Origin of the sequence: Aeromonas sp. V90_14 (genome assembly GCF_029967615.1) — a bacterium.
Classification (GTDB): Bacteria; Pseudomonadota; Gammaproteobacteria; order Enterobacterales; family Aeromonadaceae; genus Aeromonas; species Aeromonas hydrophila.
This window is the reverse complement of sequence record NZ_JASCAS010000001.1, coordinates 392,904-413,614: the sequence shown is the minus strand read 5'-3', so window position 1 is coordinate 413,614 and position 20,711 is coordinate 392,904. Positions and strand designations below refer to the sequence as shown.

Here is a 20,711-nt window from a genome sequence, read left to right as displayed (position 1 = left end):
AGGGAGGAACACAAAAAAGCGGCCGGTCGGCCGCTTCGCTGTGCGGGGTCTGAGTGCAGATGTAGCCGCGCTCACTGGCCCTTGGCGATCCCCTCCCGGCGCGGATCGGCGGCGCCAAGCCAGCCGCTTACGTTGCGCTGCACGCCTTGCAGGCCCGAGGTCTGCTCGCTCAGCACCACCTCGTGTCCCTTCGCCTTGAGCGCCTCGATCACCGCAGCCGGGGTGCGACCCGCTTCCAGCTCGGTGGGGCCGTTGCGACTGCCGAAGTTGGGCAGATTGATCGCCTGCTGCAGGTTGAGCCCCCAATCCTGGGTGCCCAGCAACGTCTTGCCCACGTAGTTGATGATAGCGGAGCCCCCCGGCGAGCCCAGGCTCATCTCCAGCTCGCCGCTGTCCTTGTCAAACACCAGCAGGGGGGACATGGAGGAGCGCGGCCGCTTGCCCGGCTCCACCCGGTTGGCCACCGGCAGCCCGGCGGCGTCCAGCGAGGTGAAGGAGAAGTCGGTGAGCTGGTTGTTGAGCAGGTAGCCGTTGACCATCAGCCGCGAGCCGAAGCCGTCTTCGATGGAGCTGGTCATGGAGACCGCCATCCCCGCCTTGTCGACGATGGAGACGTGGCTGGTGGAGGGGAGCTCAGGGGTGGCATCCAGGCCGCGAGCCGGCGCCAGCGGTGGGGTGCCCGCTTTGGCCAGGCCCATGGAGCGCTCGCCGATGAGGGCGCCGCGGCGGGCCAGATAGTGCTTGTCGAGCAGGCCGCTGACGGGGACCGCCACATAATCGCTGTCCGCCACGTACTGGTTGCGATCCGCAAAGGCGAGCCGCGCCGCCTCGCTGTAGAGGTGGATCGCCTCGGCGGAAGCGGCCGGCTGGCCCTGCTCCCCTGGCACCGGTTTGAGGGCCGCCATGTCGCGGCTCTCCAGCATGCCGAAGATCTGGCCGAGTGCGATGGTGCCGGACGAAGGGGCCGGGAAGCCGCACACCCGGCTCTGGCGATAGTCAAAGCAGAGGCCGTCGCGCAGCCTGGCGCGGTAGCTGGCGAGATCGACCGCGCTCAGCACCCCGGGGTTGGTCGGGTGGGCGTGCACCTTGGCCACCATGGCCTCGGCCAGCGGGCCGCGATAGAAGGCGTCCGGTCCCTCGCTTGCCAGGGTACGCAGTACCTTGGCCAGGGCCGGGTTGGTCAGTCGGCTGCCCGCCGCTTTGGGCCTGCCGTCGGCCTGATAGAAGTAGGCCCGCGCGTCCGGGTCCTTGGCAAGGTAGGGGTCCTTGGCCAGCAGCGCGGCCAGCCGCGGGCTTATCACGAATCCCTGCTCCGCGAGGGTGATGGCGGGCTCGAACAGCGCAGCCCAGGGCAGCTTGCCGTAACGCTGGTGGGCCAGTGCCAGTGCCCGCACCGTGCCGGGGGCACCCACCGAGCGGCCGCCCACCACGCCGTCGTAGAAGGCCATCGGCTTGCCATCCTTCATGAACAGCTGATCGGTGGCGGCGGCGGGGGCCGTCTCGCGGCCATCCACTGCCGCGACTTTCTGACCATCCCACACCAGCAGCAGGGAGCCGCCGCCGATGCCGGAAGATTGCGGCTCCACCAGGGTCAACACCAGCTGCACCGCGATGGCGGCGTCCACCGCGCTGCCACCGGCCTGGATCATCTGGTAGCCCGCCTCCACCGCCAGCGGGTTGGCGGCGGCCACCATGAAGTCGCGGCCTTGCCAGCCTTGTTTGTCCTGCCAGCCGCTGGCGGCCTCCGGTGCGATCAGGGTGTGGGCGGGGGGCGCTTGCAGGCTCTGCTGAGCGGCGCAGCCGGCCAGCAGTGCGAGGGCGATGGCCAGCCCCAGTGGTTTGCGCAACATGACACTCTCCTTGTCTGTTTTATGAGCATGAGGGGCGACTATGTCACGATTGGCGCTAATGACTCAAGTTGTTGAATCAGATCAACAAGTTACTCATATATCAACAAGTCACGCCAGGCGCCCGTCCATAAAAAAACCGCCCGGAGGCGGTTTTTTGCAATCAGGCTGAGCCAATTCGCTTAGATGGACTGCTCTTCACCGCCCAGGGCGGCAAACAGGGCAGGGATGAACTGGGCCAGCTCGGCGGTGACCAGGGCGAAGTCGGCATCCAGACGGGCGGCCGGATCTTCGCTGGTGACGTCATCGTTCTGCTCGCGCAGCTCTTCGCTGAATTTCAGGCGCTTGATGGAGAGATCGTCCCCCAGCACGAAACTCAGGGTTTCGCCCCAGTTGAGGGCCAGCTTGGTGACCAGCTTGTCGTTGGCCAGGTGGTTCTTGATCTCGTCCGTCATCAGATCCTGCTGCTTGCAGCGGATGATGCCGCCGTGCTCCATGGCGCTGCGCAGCTCGGCCTCGTCCTCCAGCGTGAAGCTGGCGGGCAGGTTGCCCTCGTTCAGCCACTCGGTCATGGTGATCTCGGGCGGGTTCTTGAGGGCCACCGGCACCACCGGCAGGGTGCCGATGGATTTGCGCAGCAGGGCCAGCAGGTCATCCGCCTTCTTGGCAGAGCCCGCGTCCACCACCATCAGGTTGTCGGCCGGATTGATCCAGGCGAAGGTCTGGCTGGTGCGGCTGAAGGCGCGTGGCAGCAAGGTGTGGAGGATCTCCTCCTTGAGCGCTTCCTTCTCTTTCTTCTTGAGGGCACGGCCCTGCTCGAACTCGATCGCTTCTACCTTCTCCGCCAGCATCTCCTTGACCACGGTGCCGGGCAGCATCTTCTCTTCCTTGCGGGCACAGATGAGGATGTGGCCGGCGGCGGAGTGGGTCAGGGTGGAGCCGAATTTGCCAAGGGGCTTGACCCACCCGAACCGGGAGATGTCCTGGCTGCCGCACGGGGTGAAGGCACAGGCTTCCAGCTGGGTTTCCAGCTGCTCGACGGTCAGCTCGAAGGGGCGGGTAAAGCGATAAATCTGCAGGTTTTTAAACCACATGGCGTCCTCGGTCTCATAGATTGTCCGGCGGGCATTGTACTAGAGAGGCGCTTTGTGATCAGCCAATCATTCTTGTTAAATAAAGGGCGATCGACTTCACAGGGAGTCATATTCGTCCCCAAAGCCGTCATCAAACTCCCCTAGACTGCGGATGTTCAGGTTGTTAACAAGGATACCAATATGCTGAGGGCGAGTCGGTCCGACGACATGGACGAGATCGTCGAAATCTGGTTGTTGGCCTCCCTGCAGGCCCACGACTTTGTCGATGCTTCCTGCTGGTGGCAGGCCCAGGAAGATCTGCGCACCCGCTATCTTGATCACGCCCGCATCTGGGTGTTCGAGGAGCGCGGCGAGCTGCTCGGTTTCATGGCGCTGGTGGATGACTACCTGGCGGCCCTGTTCGTGCGCCCCGACCGCCAGGGGCGGGGAGTGGGCCATGCCCTGCTGCAGGAGGCCAAATCCAAGGGGGCCCGGCTGCATGCGCGGGTGTTCGTGGAAAACGATCTGGCGGTGCGCTTCTATCGTCGCCACGGTTTCGTGATCGAGGGGGAGGTGGCCGATCCCCTCACCGGTCATCCCCAGTACCAGATGTGCTGCGAGCCCGCCTGAATCTGCCGGCCGCGCCGAGTATGGCTTGAAAAAGGGGAGGCGTATCCTCATCTTGTCTGCATCGGGTGCCGCTGACACCTCCTCCATACGAGCCGTTTTTCATGAAGATCCTGCATACCGCCGACTGGCATCTTGGCCATCAACTCCATGGCCACGATCGCCGTTTTGAACACGATGCCTTTCTCGACTGGCTGGCCGACATCATCAAGCGCCGCGACATCGACGCCCTGCTGGTGGCGGGCGACCTGTTCGATACCGCCAACCCTCCCGCCAGCGCCTGGCAGCAGCTCTACCGTTTTCTGGCGCGGCTGCGCGCCGAGCACCCGGCACTGGAGATGGTGCTGATCGGCGGCAACCACGACTCTCCCTCCAAGCTGGATGCCCCCCACGAGCTGCTGCGCGCCTTCGACCTGCATCTGGTGGGCAGCATCAGCCGGGACGACGAGGGGCGGCTCGAGACCGAGCGTCTGCTGGTGCCGCTGCGAGGCAAGGACGGCGAAGTGGCCGCCTGGTGCGCCGCCGTGCCGTTTCTGCGCAGCAGCGATCTGCGCCCGGAGGGGCTCAGCGAGGGGCAGGACAGACTGATCGAAGGGGTACGTCAGGTCTATGAGGCGGTGCTGAGCGAGGGGCGTGCGCGCTGCCATCCGGATCAGGCCCTCATCGCCATGGGCCACGCCTATCTGGCGGCGGGCCAGCTCTCCGAGCTCTCCGAGCGGCGGGTGCTCGGCGGCAATCAGCATGCCCTGCCCGCCGAGCTGTTTGCCGCCGCCGACTACACGGCGCTGGGTCATTTGCACCTGGCTCAGAGCCCGGCCGAGGGGGTGCACTACAGCGGCTCGCCGCTGCCGCTCTCACTGGCCGAGGCGAACTACAACCATCAGGTGCTGGAGGTGACGTTTGAGGGGGGCAAGCTGGCCCGGCTTGAGCGGATCCCGGTGCCCCGCGCGGTGGAGATGATCCGGCTGCCCCAGAGCGGTCTCGACGAGGCGCTCAAGGCCATCGAGGCGTTGGACCTGCCCGCTTGCCCGCAGCAGGCGCAGCCCTTCCTCGAAGTGCGGCTGCTGTTGCCCAAACCCGAGGCCCGCATCCGCGAGCGCGTGCTGGCCGCCATCGGCGACAAGCCGGTGCGCCTTGCCCGCATCACGACCAGTTATCAGGGCTCGGGCCAGGGGCTGGCGGATGGTGCCGGCCAGCGCCGGTTGGATGAGCTCTCCCCCACCGAGGTGTTTCGCCTCTGCTATCAGCGTCAGTTTGACGGGGAGCCGGAGGCCGAGCTGGTGGCGTCGTTTGAAGAGATCCTGGAGCAGGTGAAGGAGTCCAGCCAATGAAAATCTTGACCCCATCCGATGAGAATCTGGTCAGAGCCAACCTGTCAGCGCAGCAAGCGGCACGGATGAAGGAGTGCAACGCATGAAAATCTTGTCGCTGTCAGGGGAGAATCTGGCCAGCCTGACCGGCCCCTTTACCATCGATTTTGCCGGTGGCGCCCTGGGGGCCGCCGGTCTGTTTGCCATCACCGGCAATACCCGGACTGATGGGGGCAAGAGCACGCGCGATATCGGGTCGGTATGGATGGAGGCGTGTGGCGTATGAAGATCCTCTCTTTGAGTGGTGAGAACCTCGCCAGCCTGACCGGTCAATTCACCATCGATTTTGCCGGTGGCGCTCTGGGGGCCGCCGGCCTGTTTGCCATCACCGGCAATACCGGCGCCGGCAAGAGCACCCTGCTCGATGCCATCTGTCTGGCGCTCTACGACGAGATGCCGCGCTTTATCGCCAACCGCAAGAACGTGGCCGAAGTGGGCCGCATGGATGACGAGGAGAAGCTCAAGGCCAACGACGTGCGCGGCATCCTCAGCCGCGGCCACGCCAGCGGTTTTGCCGAGGTGCAGTTTCGCGGCTGTGACGGCCGCATCTGGCTGGCCCGCTGGGCGGTGCGCCGGGCCCGCAACCGCGCCGAGGGGCGCTTTCAGGCCCAGGAGCGCAGCCTGACCGACGTGGCGTCGGGCCAGGTGTTCAGTGGCAGCAAGCGGGAGCTGCAGGATCGCATCGACGAGCTGGTGGGGCTCTCCTGGGAGCAGTTTCGCCGCGCCGTCATCCTGCCGCAGGGGGAGTTTGCCGCCTTCCTCAAATCGAGCGCCGACGAGCGTTCGGCCCTGCTCGAACGGATGACTGGCACCGAGCTCTACTCCGCCATCTCGATTCAGACCCATGAACGGGCGCGGGAGGAGCAGCAGAAGCTCGCCGCCATCCGCCAGCGGCTCGGCGACGTGGCACTGATGGACGAGGCGACCCGCGAGCAGTGGGTGAGCCAGCAGGTCAGCCTCGCCACCAGCCTCAAGCACGAGCAGCAGCAACAGCAGCTGATGCAGGATTTGCGCGATCTCAATGGCCGCATCGCCGCCCAGTTGCAGGCCTGTCAGGAGGGAGAGGCGGCCCTTGCCGCGGCCGAGGCGGCCCACGCTGCGGCCGCCCCCGAGCGGGAGGAGTTCGCCCGCGCCGAGCAGGCCCAGGTGGCCCGCGCCGATCACGACGAGCTGGCTCGCCTCACCCTGGAGGTGCAGCAGCAGGAGAAGGCGCTGGCCGAGCTTGGCCCCGAACTTGGCAGGCTGGAGGAGCAGACCCAGCAGAGCGCCCTCACCGAACAGCAACTGCTGGCGGAGAAGATCGCCGCCGAGCGCGAGTGGGGCGCCTTGCAGCCCGAGCTCAAACGGGCGCAGGAGCTCGACACCCGCATTCGGGAAAAGCAGCAGCAACTGCAGAAGATCCAGCAGGAGGGGGCGCAGGAGCGGGAGGTGCAGCTCACCCTGGAACAGGGCTGGCGCCAGCAGCGCCAGCAGGTGGAACAGCTCAAGGCCCAGCACCTGCAGTGGGGCGCCTGGCTTGAGGAGCACAAGGAGCTGGCGCCGGTGGCCCGCCAGTGGCAGCCCCTGCTCACCGCCATGCAGGATTGGGCCGAGGATGCCGACAGGCTGCAGCAACTGCTCACCCTGCGCGAACACAAGCTGCGTGCCCTCAGGCAGTTGCAACACCAGCTGGAGCAGGGGCAGCAGGAGCGCGACTACTGGCAGCGCGAGCAGGAGCGGCTGCAGCAGCAACAGCACGAGCTGCAGGAGCAGCAGTGGGAGGGGCGTCTGGCCAAGGCGCAGGAGCAGTGGCAAGGGCAGACCGAGCAGCTGGGCCAGCTGCGCCAGCTGCTGGAGCTGGCGGACTATGGCCGCAATCACGGCGAGCAGCATGGTCGCCTGCAGCAGGAGATCGCCCAGCTGGAGCAGGCGCTCGGCAAGCTGGCCATCCTCGGCGACGAGCTGACGCCGGCCCGCGAGCGGCTCGCCCTGCAACGGGACGAGGCGCGCCACGCGCTGGAGCAGTCCCGTGCCATCGCCAGTTTCGAGCAGCATCGCCACATCCTGCGCGACGGTGAACCTTGCCCGCTCTGCGGCGCCGAGGAGCACCCCTATCACCAGAGCCAGCCACAGGTGGCGGGCATTCTGGGGCAGCTGGCGGAGCGCGTCCGCAGCCTGGAGCTCGAGTGGGAGCGGCTCAATCACCAATACATTCAGTGCGAGAGCGAGCGCCAGGAGCTGGCCCGTCAGCTGGCGGTGCGCCAACAGCATCTACCTGAGCTGGAGACGCGCGCCGAGCAGCTGACCCAGCGCTGGCAGCAGCTCGGCGGTGCCGAGCTGCTGGGCCATCCGTTGCCGCTGCGTCAGAGCCCGATCGAGTGGAACGAACTGATGAGTACCCTGCTTGGCCGCGGCCAGAGCCTGGAGCAGGGGCTGGCCCGCAGCCAGCAGCAACTGCGCGAGGCCCAGCTCGGCCAGCAGCAGTTGCAGGCCGTGCGCCAGCAGCTGAGCCAGCTGGCCAGCCAGCACCAGCAGTTCGAGCAGCAGTGGCAGGAGGCCGACCGCCAGCGCATCGCCCTGGAAGGGGAGGTGAAGGCGATGGGCGAGCAGGAAACGACCCTGCGCCAGCGCCTTGAGCAGGGAGGTAGCCGGCTCGACGAGCAGATGGGAGGCCAGCCCTGGCGCCAGTGGCTCGGCAGCCAGCAGTGGCGCGAGTGGCAGCGGGCCTGCGAGGCCTGGCTGCACGGCCAGAGCGAGTGGGAGCGGCTGGCTGGCGAGATTGCCAGCCTCACCCCGGCCCTGAGCGCCCAGGAGGCGCGCCTGCAGACCCAGCGTGAGCTGCTGCACAAGCTCGAGCGCGACTACAAGGAGCATGAACAGCAACGGCAGGGGCTGGTCACCAGTCGTGCTACCTGTCTGGGGGGCGAGGAGATTGCCCTGGTCGAAAGCCGCTGGCAGCAGCGGCTGCAGCAACTGGTGAGCGAGCTGGAGACGATGCAGGGGACAGCCCGCGTCTTGCACGAGCGCCAGACCGAGCTCAAGACCCGTCTCAGCCATCTGGAGCAGGAGAAGCAGGTGAGCAGTCGGCGGCGGCGGGAGGTGCTGGGGCGCTGGGCTGCCCACGCCAGCAGCCTCGGCATCGCCGAATATGACCTGCGCCGCCTGCTGGCCATGAGCCCGGATGAGCTCAAGGCGCGCCGTACCGCCTTGCAGGCACTGGAGGATGCCCGCGCCGAGGCGCGTACCCGTTTGACCGAGCGGCAGCGGGCGCTGGCGCTGGAGGAGAGCAAGCGGGATCGTTACCGCGAGCATCACCCCGAGCTGGCCGCGTTGGCGCCACAGGAGCTCGCCAGCCGGCTGACGGCGCTGGAGGCGCACTGCCGCGCCCTCGACGAGCAGCTGTTCCAGTGCAAGAGCACGCTGGCTCAGGCCGAGGCGGCGGCCCTCAAGGCGGGCTCTTTGCAGGAGGAACTGGCCGCCCAGCAGGCGGTGGCGGATCACTGGCAGCGGCTCTGTGATCTCATCGGCTCGGCCAGCGGCGCCAAGCTGCGCACCTTCGCCCAGAGCCTCACGCTGGAGCGGCTGCTGCTGGAGGCCAACGCCCAGCTCGCCGAGCTCTCCCCCCGCTATCGACTGGAGCGGGTGCCCGGCACCGATCTGGCGCTGCAGGTGGTGGATCTCGACATGGGGGATGAGGTGCGCTCGGTGGACTCTCTCTCCGGTGGCGAAAGCTTCTTGGTGTCGCTGGCGCTGGCGCTGGCCCTCTCCAGCCTGTCGTCGCGTCAGACCCAGGTCGAATCGCTGTTCATCGATGAGGGCTTCGGCACCCTCGATCCCGACAGCCTGGATCTGGCGCTCTCAAGCCTGGACTCCCTGCAGGCGGCCGGCCGCCAGATCGGGGTCATCTCCCACGTGCAGACCCTGGTGGAGCGGATCGGCGTGCAGGTGCGGGTGGAGGCCCTCGGCGGCGGCGAAAGCCGGGTGGTGTTGCCCTGAATCCTGCTTCGGTTTGCGGATGAATCGCGGCCCCGCCTTCTGGCGGGGCTTTTTGTTTCAGTGTTTCGGCAATCTGGTCGCTTGAGCTAGGTCCATGCCCGCGTATCGCGGGAAACGAGAGTGAGGGGTTGACCCCGGTCTTGCATCCATCTGCCCGCAAGAGGGAATGGTCAATGACATTGATGCCTGAAAGGATCCTGGCTCGCATCGCGATGCGGCCACGCAGTGACGCGCTGTATCTCATCTGGTTCTGCTGGGGCCTGGCGTTGCTGCTCTATGTGGCGGGATCTGCATATTACAAATTACCCATAGTGCCGTTGCTACTGATGGTGCTGTTGTTGATGGTGGAGAAAACCAAGATGTTTGGACGAAAGCGCAATGAGTCTGAGGTGGTCGGGGTGGGGAGCACGACCACGGTGATCGCCAAGGGGGCCCGTTTCAAGGGCGAGTTGCAGGTGGAGGGCAATCTGGATGTGTATGGCCAGTTCGTCGGGACGCTGCTGCTGAACGGCGGGACGGTACGCATCATGGAAGGTGGCCGGATTGAAGGGGATGTCAGCGCGGCTCACGTGATCATCAATGGCACTCTGGATGGCACTTGTGCCTCGAGCGAGGTAGAGATCCTCGAAAACGGCAAGATGAAGGGGTTGTTCAAGGGCGGGAGCCTCTCCATCCGCAAAGGAGGCCAGTTTGTCGGCCAGTCCCAATCTCAGGAGGAGCAGAAGGGCGAGAGCAAGGGCAACGTCAAGCAACTGCAGCCTGAAGGTAAAAACAAGGCTGTCGATGCTGCCGAGGTTGTGGCCAAACAGGCCTGATCAAAAGAGGGGCGAGTACGCCCCTCTTTGCTGGCAAGGGATCAACTGCGCCGTTCGGGCAGCATATTGGTCAGGGTGTTGTCCTTGAGCACATGGTGGTGGTAGATGGCTGCCGCCGCGTGCAGGGCAATCAGGGCATAGCCAATGTTGGCCAGCGTCTCGTGCAGCTCCTTGATGGTGCCCTTCAGGCCGTCGTCGGGGGCGATAAGGGCGGGGAGCTCCAGGCCGAAGAAGGGGATGGGTTTGCCACCTGCGCTCAGCAGCAGCCAGCCCAGCAGCGGGGTGAGGATCAGGAAGCCATAGAGTGCCAGGTGGGCGAGCTTGGCCAGCGTGAGCATCAGCGGAGAGAGCTCGGGCACGATACGCGGTGAGGGGCTACCCACGCGCACCAGCAGGCGCACGACCACCAGCGCCAGGATCAGCAGGCCCACCATGAAGTGAAACTCCTTCATCAGGTCGCGGCCGGCCGACCCTTTGGGGAAGATGTCCCTGAACTCCATCAGCGCATAGACGGCGATCATCAGCAGCAGGGTCAACCAGTGCAGCCCTATGCTCAGGCTGCCATAACGTTGTTCGGTATTTTTCAACATGCTCATATCCTTCTCGGGGCTCGCATTGCATCAAGGGTGGTCGCATCGGGCATCCTGCCCCCGCACCATTCCTTTTCATGTTACCGCGCAGATGTGTCAAAACCTTGATCTCGGTGTGTTTTTTAACATCTTATTTGCAACTCGCCCGACACACTCTGTGCCGAGTCTATGCTTCTGATCAACAGGGCCATGCCGGCCAGGGTGGTGAGGGGTTGCATCATGAAGCATCTGAGAGTGAGCGTGCTGGCAGGCTTGATGCTGCTCGCCATGCTGCTGGGGATGGCGGGGGTCGACGAGGAGCAGCTGGCTGCGGCAGAACCTGGCCGACCAACTCATTTTTCAGCCTATCTTGGTTTGTTGCCGGGGCTCATCGATTCCAACGGCACAGGTCCCTTCGTCGACCTGGTCAAGGCCATCGCCGGGCTGGATGACGGGGTGGAGGTGAGCGTGATGGTCTACCCCATGTCCCGTGCCACCCGCAGTGTGGTGGTGGGGGAGGCGGACTTCAACCTGCCGGCGCTGCGCAATCCCTACATCGACGAGTCCATGCTGCCCTATCGCTTCAGCTCGGCGACCTTTGGCAAGGTGACTCACGTGCTCTACAGCAACAGTGCGGCGCCCATTACTCCCGCCATGGTGCTGGGTTACGAGTACACCAAGCGGGATCTGCTCATCGAGGGGGTGACCGACTTCTGGCCCTTCTCGGTCAAGCGCTCCCTCTCGCTCGAGCAATCCCTCGGCAAGTTGAGCCGGGGCCGCATCGATGCCTTTCTGTGGGCGCAGGAGGAGGCGGATTTCACCCTGCGCAAGATGGGGTTGACCAATATCCACCGGGTCTATTTTGGCGAGTTTGACGATGTGTTCATCATCCCCAAAGGGCCGAAAGGGGATGCAGTCGACCGCTTCCTGACCCAGTCCATCGAGCGGCTGAGGGCCTCCGGTCAGCTCGACAAGATCTACTCCGCCATTCACGGCCCCTATCAGGAGTGGCAGCCGGGAGAAAATGCTGCGACCAAGGCGGTCAGAGCCGCGCAATGAGCGCTTTACCGGCGATCAGCGCTCACTTACCTTTGAATGATACCTTGGTAAAGGAGTTACCTTGAACATCACCGATCCTGTGATCCTGACCGAGTTGCAGCAGATCCTGTTTCGCTCCTTCGACGTGATCCCGTTTCCGATCCTGATATCGGAATCCGCCTGCAGCGAGACGCTGGGCAGCATACCCACCCGACTGTCGGAGATCCCGGCCCGCCATCACAGGTTCGTGAACCAGGCCTTCGTGACCCAGCTGGGTTACGACCTGACGGATCTGCCCGACATGGCCAGCTGGTTTGCCACCGTCTATCGCGATGAAGAGAGCAGGGCTCAGGCGATTGAGCGCTGGAACCAGGCGGTGATGACCAGCCTGGCCAACGGCGCGGCGGTGGCAGAGATGAACGCCTGTCTCTACTGCAAGAGCGGCCAGCAGCGCTGGTTTACCATCACGGCCCAGCTGACGGCGGATGCCATGCCGGGCTGGCACATAGTGACGCTGCGCGACATCCACGACCTGCACTGCATGATAGAGGAGGTGAGCCGGCTCTCCTGCACCGATCCGCTGACCGAGCTCGGCAACCGGCGTGCCGCCGGCCAGCAGTTGCAGGCGCTCTGGCTGCAGGGGGAGCCCTTCTCGGTGATCCTGTGCGATATCGACCACTTCAAGCAGATCAATGACCGCTACGGTCATCCCGCCGGAGATGCGGCGTTGTGCGAGGTGGCCCGCATCATGGCGCGGCAGTTGCAGCCCGCAGAGCATCTGGCCCGCTGGGGCGGGGAGGAGTTCCTGTTGATCCTGCCGGGGGTGGATGCCGAACAGGTGGTCGAGCGAGCCGAGCAGTTGCGCAGGCAGTTTGTCGGCCATGCCATGGGCTGGCAAGGAGAGCACTTCTCCCTGACGATGAGTCTGGGTTGTGCCACCCGAGGCGATGGCCATAGTAGCGACAGCCTGCTGCAAGTGGCGGACAAGGCGCTCTATCAGGCCAAGAGCAACGGTCGCAACCGGGTGGTATTTGGTAGGGCCTAGCCGGAAAACGCCCATAAAAAAACCGAAGCCAGGGCTTCGGTTTTTTGTTGCGGCGACGGGCGCTCGGCCCATGCGGCCTTATTTCTTGATACGGATCACCGGGGTCTCGCCCACAGTCACGGCACCCGTCATCTTCACCAGCTCTTTGATCTCGTCCATGTTGGAGATGACCACAGGAGTCAGGGTAGATTTGGCTTTGGCTTCCAGAACGGCCAGATCGAACTCGATGATGGTGTCACCGCGCTTGACCTGTTGACCTTCCTGGGCGATGCGCTTGAAGCCTTCGCCTTTCAGTTCAACGGTGTCGATACCGAAGTGAACGAACAGCTCGATACCAGAGTCAGATTCCAGCGAGAACGCGTGGTTGGTCTCGAAGATCTTGCCGATGGTGCCGTCGCACGGCGCAACCATCTTGTTGCCAGCCGGCTTGATGGCGATGCCGTCGCCGACGATCTTCTCGGCGAAGACTACGTCGGGCACATCTTCGATCGGTACGATTTCGCCTGATAGCGGAGCAAAAATTTCGATGCCGCCGGTATCAGAACTGTCATCGGAAACCAGTTTCTTCAGTTTATCAAACAGACCCATAGTAAAAGCTCCTAGAGATGATTGTCGCTGTTTGCAGCCGATCTTAGCAGACTGCCTTCTGCTTAATAAAGTTATCTACACAGGCTTCGATTTCGGCGGCGGTGGCAAAGCTCAGCGCTTGATCAGCCATGGCCTTCACATCTTCGAAGTTGGTGTTGCGGATAAGCTTCTTGATACGCGGTACAGAGATGGCGCTCATGGAGAACTCATCCAGACCCATACCCAGCAGCAGCAGGGTGGCACGCTCGTCACCAGCCAGTTCACCACACATACCGGTCCACTTGCCTTTGGCGTGGGATGCATCGATAACCATCTTGATCAGCGTCAGGACGGAGGGTGACAGCGGGTTGTACATGGCGGAAATCATCTCGTTACCACGGTCGACAGCCAGGGTGTACTGGGTCAGGTCGTTGGTACCGATACTGAAGAAATCCACTTCCTTGGCCAGATGATGAGCCATCACGGCAGCAGCCGGGGTCTCGATCATGATACCCACTTCGATGGATTCATCAAAGGCTTTGCCTTCGGCGCGCAGTTCGGCTTTCAGCGTCTCTACGGTAGCCTTCAGGCTGCGGAACTCTTCGACAGAGATGATCATCGGGAACATGATGCGCAGTTTGCCGAAGGCAGACGCACGCAGGATGGCCCGCAGCTGGGCATGCATGATGTCGGCGCGATCGAAGAAGATCCGCACGGCACGCCAGCCCAGGAAGGGGTTCATCTCTTTCGGGAAATTCATGTAGGGCAGTTCTTTGTCGCCGCCGATGTCCATGGTGCGCACGATGATCGGCTGATCCGGCATCGCTTCGGCCACTTCTTTGTAGGCTTTGAACTGCTCGTCTTCGGTCGGCAGCGCGTCACGGTCCATGAACAGGAACTCGGTACGGTACAGACCCACGCCTTCGGCGCCGTTGCGGATGGCACCTTCGGTATCCTTGACGGTACCGATGTTGGCGCACACTTCGACCTGATGGCCATCGAGGGTGATGGCAGGCAGATCTTTGAGCTTGGCCAGTTCATCTTTCTCGGCCTGGAACTGGGCCTGGAATTGCTTGGCTTCGTTCAGCTGTTCGGCAGTCGGATTGATGATGATCTGGTTGTTGATCGCGTCCAGCACCAGCACGTCACCATTCTTGACACGCTCGGTGATGTCGTTGGTGCCCACGATGGCCGGCAGCTCCAGAGAACGGGCCATGATGGAGGTGTGGGAAGTACGGCCACCGATGTCGGTGACGAAACCCAGCACGTATTTCAGGTTGATCTGAGCGGTTTCGGACGGGGTCAGGTCTTTGGCGACCAGAATCACCTCTTCATCGATGGTGCTCAGGTTGACAACGGCGATGCCCAGTACGTTCTTGACCAGACGGGTGCCGATGTCACGGAAGTCGGTGGCGCGCTCACGCAGATAGGGGTCATCCAGCTCGGCCATCATCTTCGCGTACTGCTCGATGACCTCGTAGATGGCCTTGTCAGCGGTGGCCTTGTTGTCTTTGATGAAGGATCTGATATCCCCTTCCAGCTCTTCATCTTCGAGCAGCATGATGTGGCCTTCGAAGATGGCCTCTTTTTCTTCACCGAAGGTGCGACCGGCCATCTCTTTGATGGCTTCCAGCTGTGCGGCTGACTTGGTGCGGGCTTCGAGGAAGCGGTTGATTTCGGCATCAATCTGTTCGGCAGCGATTTTGCCCTGATTGATAACGATTTCATCTTCTTTCAGAAGAAGCGCCTTGCCGAATGCGATACCGGGGGACGCAAGAATGCCAGATATCATAATCCTTCCTATTAAAACGACTGTGGGGGAGGAATAAAGCTGGATTACTCCAGCTCGTCCATCAGGGCAACCAGCTTCTCAACGGCTTTCTGAGCGTCCGGGCCGTCGGCCTGGATGGTCACGTTGGTGCCTTTGGTCAGGCCCAGGGTCTGCAGCTTGAACAGGCTCTTGGCGCTGGCGGATTTGCCACCGGAGACCACAGTGATCTCGCTTTGGAATTCTTTGGCTTCTTTCACGAACTGAGCTGCCGGACGGGTGTGCAGGCCGTTTTCAGCAGTAATAACAACAGACTTCTCGTACATGGTTTCACCCCATATTATTGATATTTTTTGGTGTGAGGGATGCTTTTGACGCTTCCTTCTCGCACCGTGTCAGTATGGATATGTTGTAAAGTAACGAAATCAGACCTGCAATGGTTTAATCCAGGTCAATTTTCTGTGCAGTATTCGGTGTCTGCCTCAACTCTTTTCCGTTATCGCTCTACAAGCCGCGTCAATGCTGGCTTGAAATTATTTTATAACGAAAAATAACACTTTGTTACTTTGTGATACCTAGTCGGCAAACACCTCGTGACGCGGCACAGGATATGAGATTTATCACAGAATGTCTGCTTTTTTTGTCGCTGGGTTGCTTGTTATTTTACCCCGAAAAATAAGGGGTCGACTGGCGCTGCCAAGTGCTCAGTCTAGCCCATAAAGAAACGGCGCTCCTGGGAGCGCCGTTGTTTTGAAATAATCCGATCACTTATTGCTGCAGTTCCTGCTCGCTGAACACCCCGGCAAACAGAGCGCTGGAGAGGTAACGTTCGGCGGCGCTCGGCAGAATGACGACGATTGTCTTGTCGGCAAACTCCGGCAGTTCGGCGAGGCGGGCTGCGGCCACCACGGCGGCGCCTGAGCTGATCCCGGCCAGGATCCCTTCCTCTTCCATCAGGCGGCGAGCCATCTCGATGGCATCATCGCTGCTCACCTGTTCAACGCGGTCCAGCAGGGTCAGGTCGAGGTTGCCGGGAATAAAGCCGGCACCGATTCCCTGGATCTTGTGGGGACCGGGTTTGATTTCAAGACCGGCCAGACGCTGGCTGATCACCGGCGATTCGCTCGGCTCGACGGCGACGGAGACCACCGCCTTGCCCTTGGTCTGTTTCAGGTAGCGGGAGACACCCGTGATGGTGCCGCCGGTGCCGACGCCTGCCACAAACACATCCACCTGACCATCGGTGGCATCCCAGATCTCGGGGCCCGTGGTCTTCTCGTGGATTTCCGGGTTGGCGGGGTTTTCAAACTGTTGCAGCAGCACGTATTTGCCCGGCTCGGATTCGAGGATCTCGTTGGCCTTGGCAATGGCCCCCTTCATGCCGAGCGGCCCTTCGGTCAGCACCAGATTGGCGCCGAGTGCCTTGAGCAGCTTGCGGCGCTCCAGGCTCATGGTGGCCGGCATGGTCAGGGTGATGGGATAGCCACGAGCGGCGGCCACGAAGGCCAGAGCAATACCCGTGTTACCGCTGGTGGGTTCGATGATCTCCTTGCCCTTGGTCAGGACGCCGCGTTTCTCGGCATCCCAGATCAGGTTGGCGCCGATGCGGCACTTGACGCTGAAGCTCGGGTTACGGCTCTCAATCTTGGCCAGCACGCGGCCCTTGGTAACACGGTTGAGACGAACCAGCGGGGTGTGACCTATGGTCTGGCTGTTGTCCTCAAAAATTTTGCTCATGGTGCTATCCCTGTTTGTTACGGCGATGAAACAAGATTACCCTGTGGTTTCTGAATGAGAAGTGACGATTTGTTATAACAATATGTTATTACAAGATATAGAGCTTATTCTTTCTTATTGAGGCCTCGATCTCAAAAAGGTCTCTCATCGTCAAAGGAATGGACGTTATGGGATTTGCAGGAAGCGATCGCTATCTCGCCTCTGAATCGCTCAAGATGGCGGTCAATGCCGCTATCGTGCTGGAAAAACCCTTACTTATCAAAGGGGAACCCGGCACTGGCAAGACCGAGCTGGCCGAAGCTGTGGCTCGCCATCTGGGCACCGAGCTGATTGCCTGGCACATCAAATCCACTACCAAGGCCAAGCAGGGACTCTATGAGTACGATGCGGTGGCCAGGCTGCGTGACTCCCAGCTTGGCGACCCCAGGGTAGGGGAGATCAGCCACTACATCCGTCGGGGCAAGCTGTGGCAGGCTTTCACCGCCGACCAGCGCCCGGTGCTGCTCATCGATGAAATCGACAAGGCGGACATCGAGTTCCCCAACGATCTGCTGCAGGAGCTGGATCGGATGGAGTTCGACGTCTACGAGACCGGCGAGCGCATCAAGGCCCTGCAGCGCCCCGTGGTCATCATCACCTCCAACAATGAGAAGGAGTTGCCGGATGCCTTCCTGCGCCGCTGCTTCTTCCACTACATCCGCTTCCCCGACAAGGCCGAGATGCAGGCCATCGTCAAGCTCCACTACCCAAACCTCAAGGAGAGCCTGCTCGGTGAGGCGATGGATCTCTTCTTCGAGCTGCGCGAGGTAGAGGGGCTGCGCAAGAAGCCGTCCACCTCGGAGCTGCTGGACTGGATCCGGCTGCTGTTGGCCGACGATATCGCCCCCGAGGCGATGCGCACCCGCGAGCCGGGCAAACTGGTGCCTGCCCTCTATGGCGCCCTGCTCAAGACCGAGCAGGACCTGCATCTGTTTGAGAAGCTCGCTTTTCTGGCCAGACGCGGCAGCTGACCCATGCTGATCGACTTTTTTACCCATCTGCGCCGTCACAAGCTCCCCTGCAGCCTGCGCGAATTGCTGGACTTGCACGCGGCGCTGGCTGCCTGGCTGGCCAGCCTCGACATGGACGAGTTCTACCAGCTCTCCCGCTGCCTGCTGGTGAAAGACGAGGCTCACTATGATCGCTTCGATCGCGCCTTCGCCGAGTATTACGAAGGGTTGGCCGCCATCCCCCTGTTACCGGAGGGCCTGCCCGATGAGTGGCTGCGCAAGGAGTTCGAACGGCTGTTGAGCCCAGAGGAGAAGGCGTTGCTCACATCCCTCGGCGGACTCGACCAACTGCTGGAGACCCTAAACCAGCGGTTAAGCGAGCAGAAGGAGCGTCACGCCGGCGGCAACAAGTGGGTCGGTACTGGCGGCAGCAGCCCGTTCGGCCACGGCGGTTTTCACCCGGAAGGGATCCGCATGGGGGGAGAGGGCCAGCATGGCAAGGCGGTCAAGGTGTGGGAAGCGCGCCACTATCGCAACTTCAGCGACGATTCCCCACTGGGGCAACGGGCCATCCAGCTGGCGCTGCGCAAGCTCAGGCGCTGGGTGCGCAAGGGCAGCCCCGACGAGCTGGATCTCGACGACACCATCCAGAGCACGGCCAGACAGGGCTGGCTCGATGTGAAGCTCAGGCCCGAGCGCCACAACGGGGTCAAGCTGCTGGTCTTCTTCGACGTGGGAGGCTCCATGGATGCCCATGTGGCCGAGGTGCAGCGGCTCTTCTCGGCCCTGCGCCACGAGTTCAAACATCTGGAGTACTTCTATTTTCACAACTGTCTCTACGACTTCGTCTGGCAGGACAACGCCCGCCGGCACGAGGCGCGCTTCGATACCCTGCGCCTGCTGCGCACCTACGGCAGCGACTACAAGGTGATCCTGGTGGGGGATGCCACCATGGGCCCCTACGAGATCACCTGGCCTGGCGGCAGCGTCGAGTATTGGAACGAGGAGGCCGGTCAGGTGTGGCTGGCCCGCCTGCAGCAGCACTTTCCCAAGCTGGTGTGGATCAACCCCACCCCGCGCCGGGAGTGGCTCTGGCACCCCTCCATCAAGCTGATGAACGAATTGATCGGCGGGCGCATGCACCCGCTGACCCTGGCAGGTCTGGCTGCGGCCATCGACCAGCTGTGACCCTCTCTACCCGAACAGACCAACAAGCCGGGAGTGAACCCGGCGAGGAGCAAAGATGACCTCTATCGTGATCAGTGGCTCAGGCCTCTATACCCCTCCCTTTGCCGTCAGCAATGAAGAACTGGTGGCCGCCTTCAACCAGTATGTAGATCTCTACAACGAGGAGAACGCCTCCGCCATCGACGCCGGCCAGCTGTCCGCCAAGCAGCATTCCAGCAGCGACTTCATCGAGAAGGCCTCCGGCATCAAGAGCCGCTATCTGGTGAGCAAGGAGGGGGTGCTGGATCCCGACATCATGCAGCCGCTGCTGCCCGAGCGGCCCGATGACAAGCCCTCCATCATGGTGGAGATGGCGGTGGCCGCCGCCGAGCAGGCACTGATCGCCGCCGGTCGCGAGCCCGGCGAGATCGATCTGGTCATCGTCGCCGCCTCCAACATGCCGCGCCCCTATCCAGCGCTGGCCATCGAGCTGCAGCACTATCTGGGGGCGAGCGGCATGGCGTTTGACATGAACGTGGCCTGCTCTTCCGCCACCTTCGGCATCAAGACGGCGGCGGACATGCTGGCGGCCGGCAGTGCCAAACTGGCGTTGGTGGTCAATCCGGAGATCTGCTCGGGGCACCTCAACTTCCGCGATCGGGACAGTCACTTCATCTTCGGCGACGCCTGTACCGCCGTGCTGCTGGAGCGGGAGGCTGATTGCCAGGCGGCCAACCCCTGGCAACTGGTGGCCAGCAAGCTGGTGACCCAGTACTCCAACAACATCCGCAACAACTTCGGCTTCCTCAATCGGCTCAGCCCGCGCACCCGCTATGGCGACGACAAGCTGTTCCGCCAGCAGGGGCGCAAGGTGTTCAAGGAGGTGCTGCCGCTGGTGTGCGACCAGATCGCCAACCAACTCGACGAGCAGGGCTGGCCGGCGGATTCCCTGAGCCGGCTCTGGCTCCACCAAGCGAATCTGACCATGAACCAGTTCATCGCCCGCAAGCTGCTTGGCCACGATGCCAGCCAGCAGGAGGCGCCGGTCATTCTCGACAGCTACGGCAACACCAGCTCGGCGGGTTCCATTATTGCGTTCCATCTGTACAATCGCGACCTTTCCGCGGGGGCCCGCGGCGTGCTCTGCTCGTTTGGCGCCGGCTACTCCATTGGCAGCCTGCTGCTCACCCGTTTGTAAGGGGGCCGAGCAGCGGCAAGCAACAAAAAACCACCCGAACGGGTGGTTTTTTTATGGCTGGCTCACAGGGCCGGCTCGATGGCGAGCACCAGGCAACTGGGCTCGCTGATGCGAAAACGAACGTTGCAGTCAAACAGCCTGACGCCGTACTCCTTGTCGTCCGGCTTGCCCTTCTTGTAGGCGGGGCGGGGATCCTGGGCCAGCACTTCGCTCACCAGCAGGCGCAGCTCGGGGTGGGCCTTGAGCCAGGGTTGCAGCTGCTGCTCCGCTTCGGGGCTGAAACTCACCGCCAGAGGCGGGGTGGGGGCATCGGGGGCGAAACCGCCGCGGGCATCCGGCAGGCTGTCGGCATAGGGGATATAGGGCTTGATGTCGACGATGGGGGTGCCATCAAGCAGGTCCACCGCCCCCAGTTCGAGCCAGAGTTTGCCGCGCTCACGGCCGACCCCGTGCAGCTCGACCACCGAGAGGCCGAGCGGGTTGGGACGAAAGGTAGATCGGGTGGCAAATACACCGACCCGCTCGTTGCCGCCCAGGCGCGGCGGGCGCACCGTCGGGTGCCAGCCCTGCGCCATGGTCTGGTGAAACACGAAGCTGAGCCAGAGGTGGGAGAACTGCTCGATGCCGCGCAGCACGTCCGGCTGATCGTAGGGGGGCTGCAACTCGAGGCGGGCGCGGGCCGATTTGACCAGACCGGGCTGGCGCGGGATGGCGAACTTCTCCTTGTAGGGAGAGCGGATTATACCCAGGGTGTCGATTTCGAACTTCATGGCGGATCCTGACTGAAAACCCCGGCAATGTAGCACAGCGGCCTTCAAAACGCAGGCTTGCCCGCCGGCCGGTGGCTGCCTGCTTGCCGTGATCCCGCTCCCATCCCGGCCGCTTCGGGGCTGTATCGCGCCGCCAAGTTGCGTAGGGTGGGCGCA

At 62.8% G+C, this 20,711-nt stretch carries 18 protein-coding genes; 10 read left to right on the top strand and 8 right to left on the bottom strand.

All coding sequences use genetic code 11. From position 1 onward, the window contains the following. Positions 1-71: 71 nt before the first annotated feature. Positions 72-1,850, bottom strand: a complete 1,779-nt coding sequence (gene ggt, locus QLG02_RS01775) for a gamma-glutamyltransferase (RefSeq protein WP_282464353.1) — start codon at positions 1,848-1,850, stop codon at positions 72-74. A gap of 179 nt (positions 1,851-2,029) precedes the next feature. Next, a complete protein-coding gene (rdgC, locus tag QLG02_RS01770; RefSeq protein ID WP_011706841.1) occupies positions 2,030-2,941 on the bottom strand; it encodes a recombination-associated protein RdgC in 912 nt (303 codons plus the stop codon). A 180-nt stretch (positions 2,942-3,121) separates the two neighbouring features. On the opposite strand from rdgC, the gene QLG02_RS01765 reads away from it, so the two are divergent. From QLG02_RS01765 to QLG02_RS01745, 5 genes are all read left to right on the top strand, one after another. Beyond that, a complete protein-coding gene (locus tag QLG02_RS01765; RefSeq protein WP_011706840.1) occupies positions 3,122-3,550 on the top strand; it encodes a GNAT family N-acetyltransferase in 429 nt (142 codons plus the stop codon). Positions 3,551-3,651: 101 nt separating this feature from the next. Next, positions 3,652-4,878, top strand: coding sequence for an exonuclease SbcCD subunit D C-terminal domain-containing protein (locus QLG02_RS01760; protein ID WP_282464352.1), 1,227 nt, complete (start codon positions 3,652-3,654; stop codon positions 4,876-4,878). An 82-nt stretch (positions 4,879-4,960) separates the two neighbouring features. Then, complete coding sequence (locus QLG02_RS01755) at positions 4,961-5,143, top strand: exonuclease SbcC (RefSeq protein ID WP_282464351.1); 183 nt, start codon at positions 4,961-4,963, stop codon at positions 5,141-5,143. Then, a complete protein-coding gene (locus QLG02_RS01750) occupies positions 5,140-8,892 on the top strand; it encodes an AAA family ATPase (protein WP_282464350.1) in 3,753 nt (1,250 codons plus the stop codon). The genes QLG02_RS01755 and QLG02_RS01750 overlap by 4 nt, the downstream gene beginning before the upstream one ends. Before the next feature lie 173 nt (positions 8,893-9,065). Continuing rightward, positions 9,066-9,707: a polymer-forming cytoskeletal protein gene (locus QLG02_RS01745; RefSeq protein ID WP_203091267.1), complete on the top strand. Its 642-nt coding sequence runs from the start codon at positions 9,066-9,068 to the stop codon at positions 9,705-9,707. A 41-nt stretch (positions 9,708-9,748) separates the two neighbouring features. On the opposite strand, the gene QLG02_RS01740 is transcribed toward QLG02_RS01745, so the two are convergent. Next, positions 9,749-10,297, bottom strand: coding sequence for a cytochrome b (locus tag QLG02_RS01740; protein WP_029299539.1), 549 nt, complete (start codon positions 10,295-10,297; stop codon positions 9,749-9,751). A gap of 219 nt (positions 10,298-10,516) precedes the next feature. On the opposite strand from QLG02_RS01740, the gene QLG02_RS01735 reads away from it, so the two are divergent. Both QLG02_RS01735 and QLG02_RS01730 read left to right on the top strand, forming a co-directional pair. Further along, positions 10,517-11,335 carry an ABC transporter substrate-binding protein gene (locus QLG02_RS01735; protein ID WP_282464349.1) on the top strand — a complete coding sequence of 273 codons (819 nt, stop codon included), beginning with the start codon at positions 10,517-10,519 and terminating at the stop codon, positions 11,333-11,335. A gap of 61 nt (positions 11,336-11,396) precedes the next feature. Beyond that, the gene (locus QLG02_RS01730; RefSeq protein WP_282464348.1) at positions 11,397-12,359 is read left to right on the top strand and encodes a GGDEF domain-containing protein; all 963 of its coding nucleotides are present in this window, start codon (positions 11,397-11,399) and stop codon (positions 12,357-12,359) included. Between the two features lie 78 nt (positions 12,360-12,437). On the opposite strand, the gene crr is transcribed toward QLG02_RS01730, so the two are convergent. The 4 genes from crr to cysK all read right to left on the bottom strand — a co-directional run bounded on the left by crr (position 12,438) and on the right by cysK (position 16,431). Then, positions 12,438-12,947: a PTS glucose transporter subunit IIA gene (gene crr / locus QLG02_RS01725; protein ID WP_005303134.1), complete on the bottom strand. Its 510-nt coding sequence runs from the start codon at positions 12,945-12,947 to the stop codon at positions 12,438-12,440. Positions 12,948-12,990: 43 nt separating this feature from the next. Beyond that, on the bottom strand, positions 12,991-14,718 hold the full coding sequence (ptsI, locus tag QLG02_RS01720; RefSeq protein ID WP_282464347.1) for a phosphoenolpyruvate-protein phosphotransferase PtsI: 1,728 nt from the start codon (positions 14,716-14,718) through the stop codon (positions 12,991-12,993). A gap of 44 nt (positions 14,719-14,762) precedes the next feature. Then, entirely contained in the window at positions 14,763-15,020 is a 258-nt protein-coding gene (locus QLG02_RS01715; RefSeq protein ID WP_005303128.1) for an HPr family phosphocarrier protein, read from the bottom strand. A gap of 442 nt (positions 15,021-15,462) precedes the next feature. Then, positions 15,463-16,431: a cysteine synthase A gene (cysK, locus tag QLG02_RS01710; RefSeq protein ID WP_042871008.1), complete on the bottom strand. Its 969-nt coding sequence runs from the start codon at positions 16,429-16,431 to the stop codon at positions 15,463-15,465. 167 nt (positions 16,432-16,598) lie between these two features. Here cysK and QLG02_RS01705 point away from each other — a divergent pair, with 167 nt between their 5' ends. The 3 genes from QLG02_RS01705 to QLG02_RS01695 are packed head-to-tail and all read left to right on the top strand — an operon-like array spanning position 16,599 to position 19,785. Continuing rightward, complete coding sequence (locus QLG02_RS01705; protein WP_282464346.1) at positions 16,599-17,441, top strand: MoxR family ATPase; 843 nt, start codon at positions 16,599-16,601, stop codon at positions 17,439-17,441. Between the two features lie 3 nt (positions 17,442-17,444). Next, a complete protein-coding gene (locus QLG02_RS01700; RefSeq protein ID WP_282464345.1) occupies positions 17,445-18,608 on the top strand; it encodes a VWA domain-containing protein in 1,164 nt (387 codons plus the stop codon). Positions 18,609-18,663: 55 nt separating this feature from the next. Beyond that, positions 18,664-19,785 (top strand): beta-ketoacyl-ACP synthase III, encoded by a 1,122-nt coding sequence (locus QLG02_RS01695; RefSeq protein WP_282464344.1) that lies wholly within the window; start codon positions 18,664-18,666, stop codon positions 19,783-19,785. A 62-nt stretch (positions 19,786-19,847) separates the two neighbouring features. On the opposite strand, the gene tsaA is transcribed toward QLG02_RS01695, so the two are convergent. Beyond that, positions 19,848-20,555, bottom strand: coding sequence for a tRNA (N6-threonylcarbamoyladenosine(37)-N6)-methyltransferase TrmO (gene tsaA, locus QLG02_RS01690; RefSeq protein WP_168754954.1), 708 nt, complete (start codon positions 20,553-20,555; stop codon positions 19,848-19,850). Positions 20,556-20,711: the final 156 nt, after the last annotated feature.

Coding starts and splice junctions, on each gene's coding strand:
- ggt (WP_282464353.1), bottom strand. CDS start 1,850: ATGTTGCGCAAACCACTGGGGCTGGCCATCGCCCTCGCACTGCTGGCC.
- cysK (WP_042871008.1), bottom strand. CDS start 16,431: ATGAGCAAAATTTTTGAGGACAACAGCCAGACCATAGGTCACACCCCG.
- QLG02_RS01765 (WP_011706840.1), top strand. CDS start 3,122: ATGCTGAGGGCGAGTCGGTCCGACGACATGGACGAGATCGTCGAAATC.
- QLG02_RS01715 (WP_005303128.1), bottom strand. CDS start 15,020: ATGTACGAGAAGTCTGTTGTTATTACTGCTGAAAACGGCCTGCACACC.
- crr (WP_005303134.1), bottom strand. CDS start 12,947: ATGGGTCTGTTTGATAAACTGAAGAAACTGGTTTCCGATGACAGTTCT.
- ptsI (WP_282464347.1), bottom strand. CDS start 14,718: ATGATATCTGGCATTCTTGCGTCCCCCGGTATCGCATTCGGCAAGGCG.
- QLG02_RS01745 (WP_203091267.1), top strand. CDS start 9,066: ATGACATTGATGCCTGAAAGGATCCTGGCTCGCATCGCGATGCGGCCA.
- QLG02_RS01760 (WP_282464352.1), top strand. CDS start 3,652: ATGAAGATCCTGCATACCGCCGACTGGCATCTTGGCCATCAACTCCAT.
- rdgC (WP_011706841.1), bottom strand. CDS start 2,941: ATGTGGTTTAAAAACCTGCAGATTTATCGCTTTACCCGCCCCTTCGAG.
- QLG02_RS01735 (WP_282464349.1), top strand. CDS start 10,517: ATGAAGCATCTGAGAGTGAGCGTGCTGGCAGGCTTGATGCTGCTCGCC.
- QLG02_RS01740 (WP_029299539.1), bottom strand. CDS start 10,297: ATGTTGAAAAATACCGAACAACGTTATGGCAGCCTGAGCATAGGGCTG.
- QLG02_RS01695 (WP_282464344.1), top strand. CDS start 18,664: ATGACCTCTATCGTGATCAGTGGCTCAGGCCTCTATACCCCTCCCTTT.
- QLG02_RS01705 (WP_282464346.1), top strand. CDS start 16,599: ATGGGATTTGCAGGAAGCGATCGCTATCTCGCCTCTGAATCGCTCAAG.
- QLG02_RS01755 (WP_282464351.1), top strand. CDS start 4,961: ATGAAAATCTTGTCGCTGTCAGGGGAGAATCTGGCCAGCCTGACCGGC.
- tsaA (WP_168754954.1), bottom strand. CDS start 20,555: ATGAAGTTCGAAATCGACACCCTGGGTATAATCCGCTCTCCCTACAAG.
- QLG02_RS01700 (WP_282464345.1), top strand. CDS start 17,445: ATGCTGATCGACTTTTTTACCCATCTGCGCCGTCACAAGCTCCCCTGC.
- QLG02_RS01750 (WP_282464350.1), top strand. CDS start 5,140: ATGAAGATCCTCTCTTTGAGTGGTGAGAACCTCGCCAGCCTGACCGGT.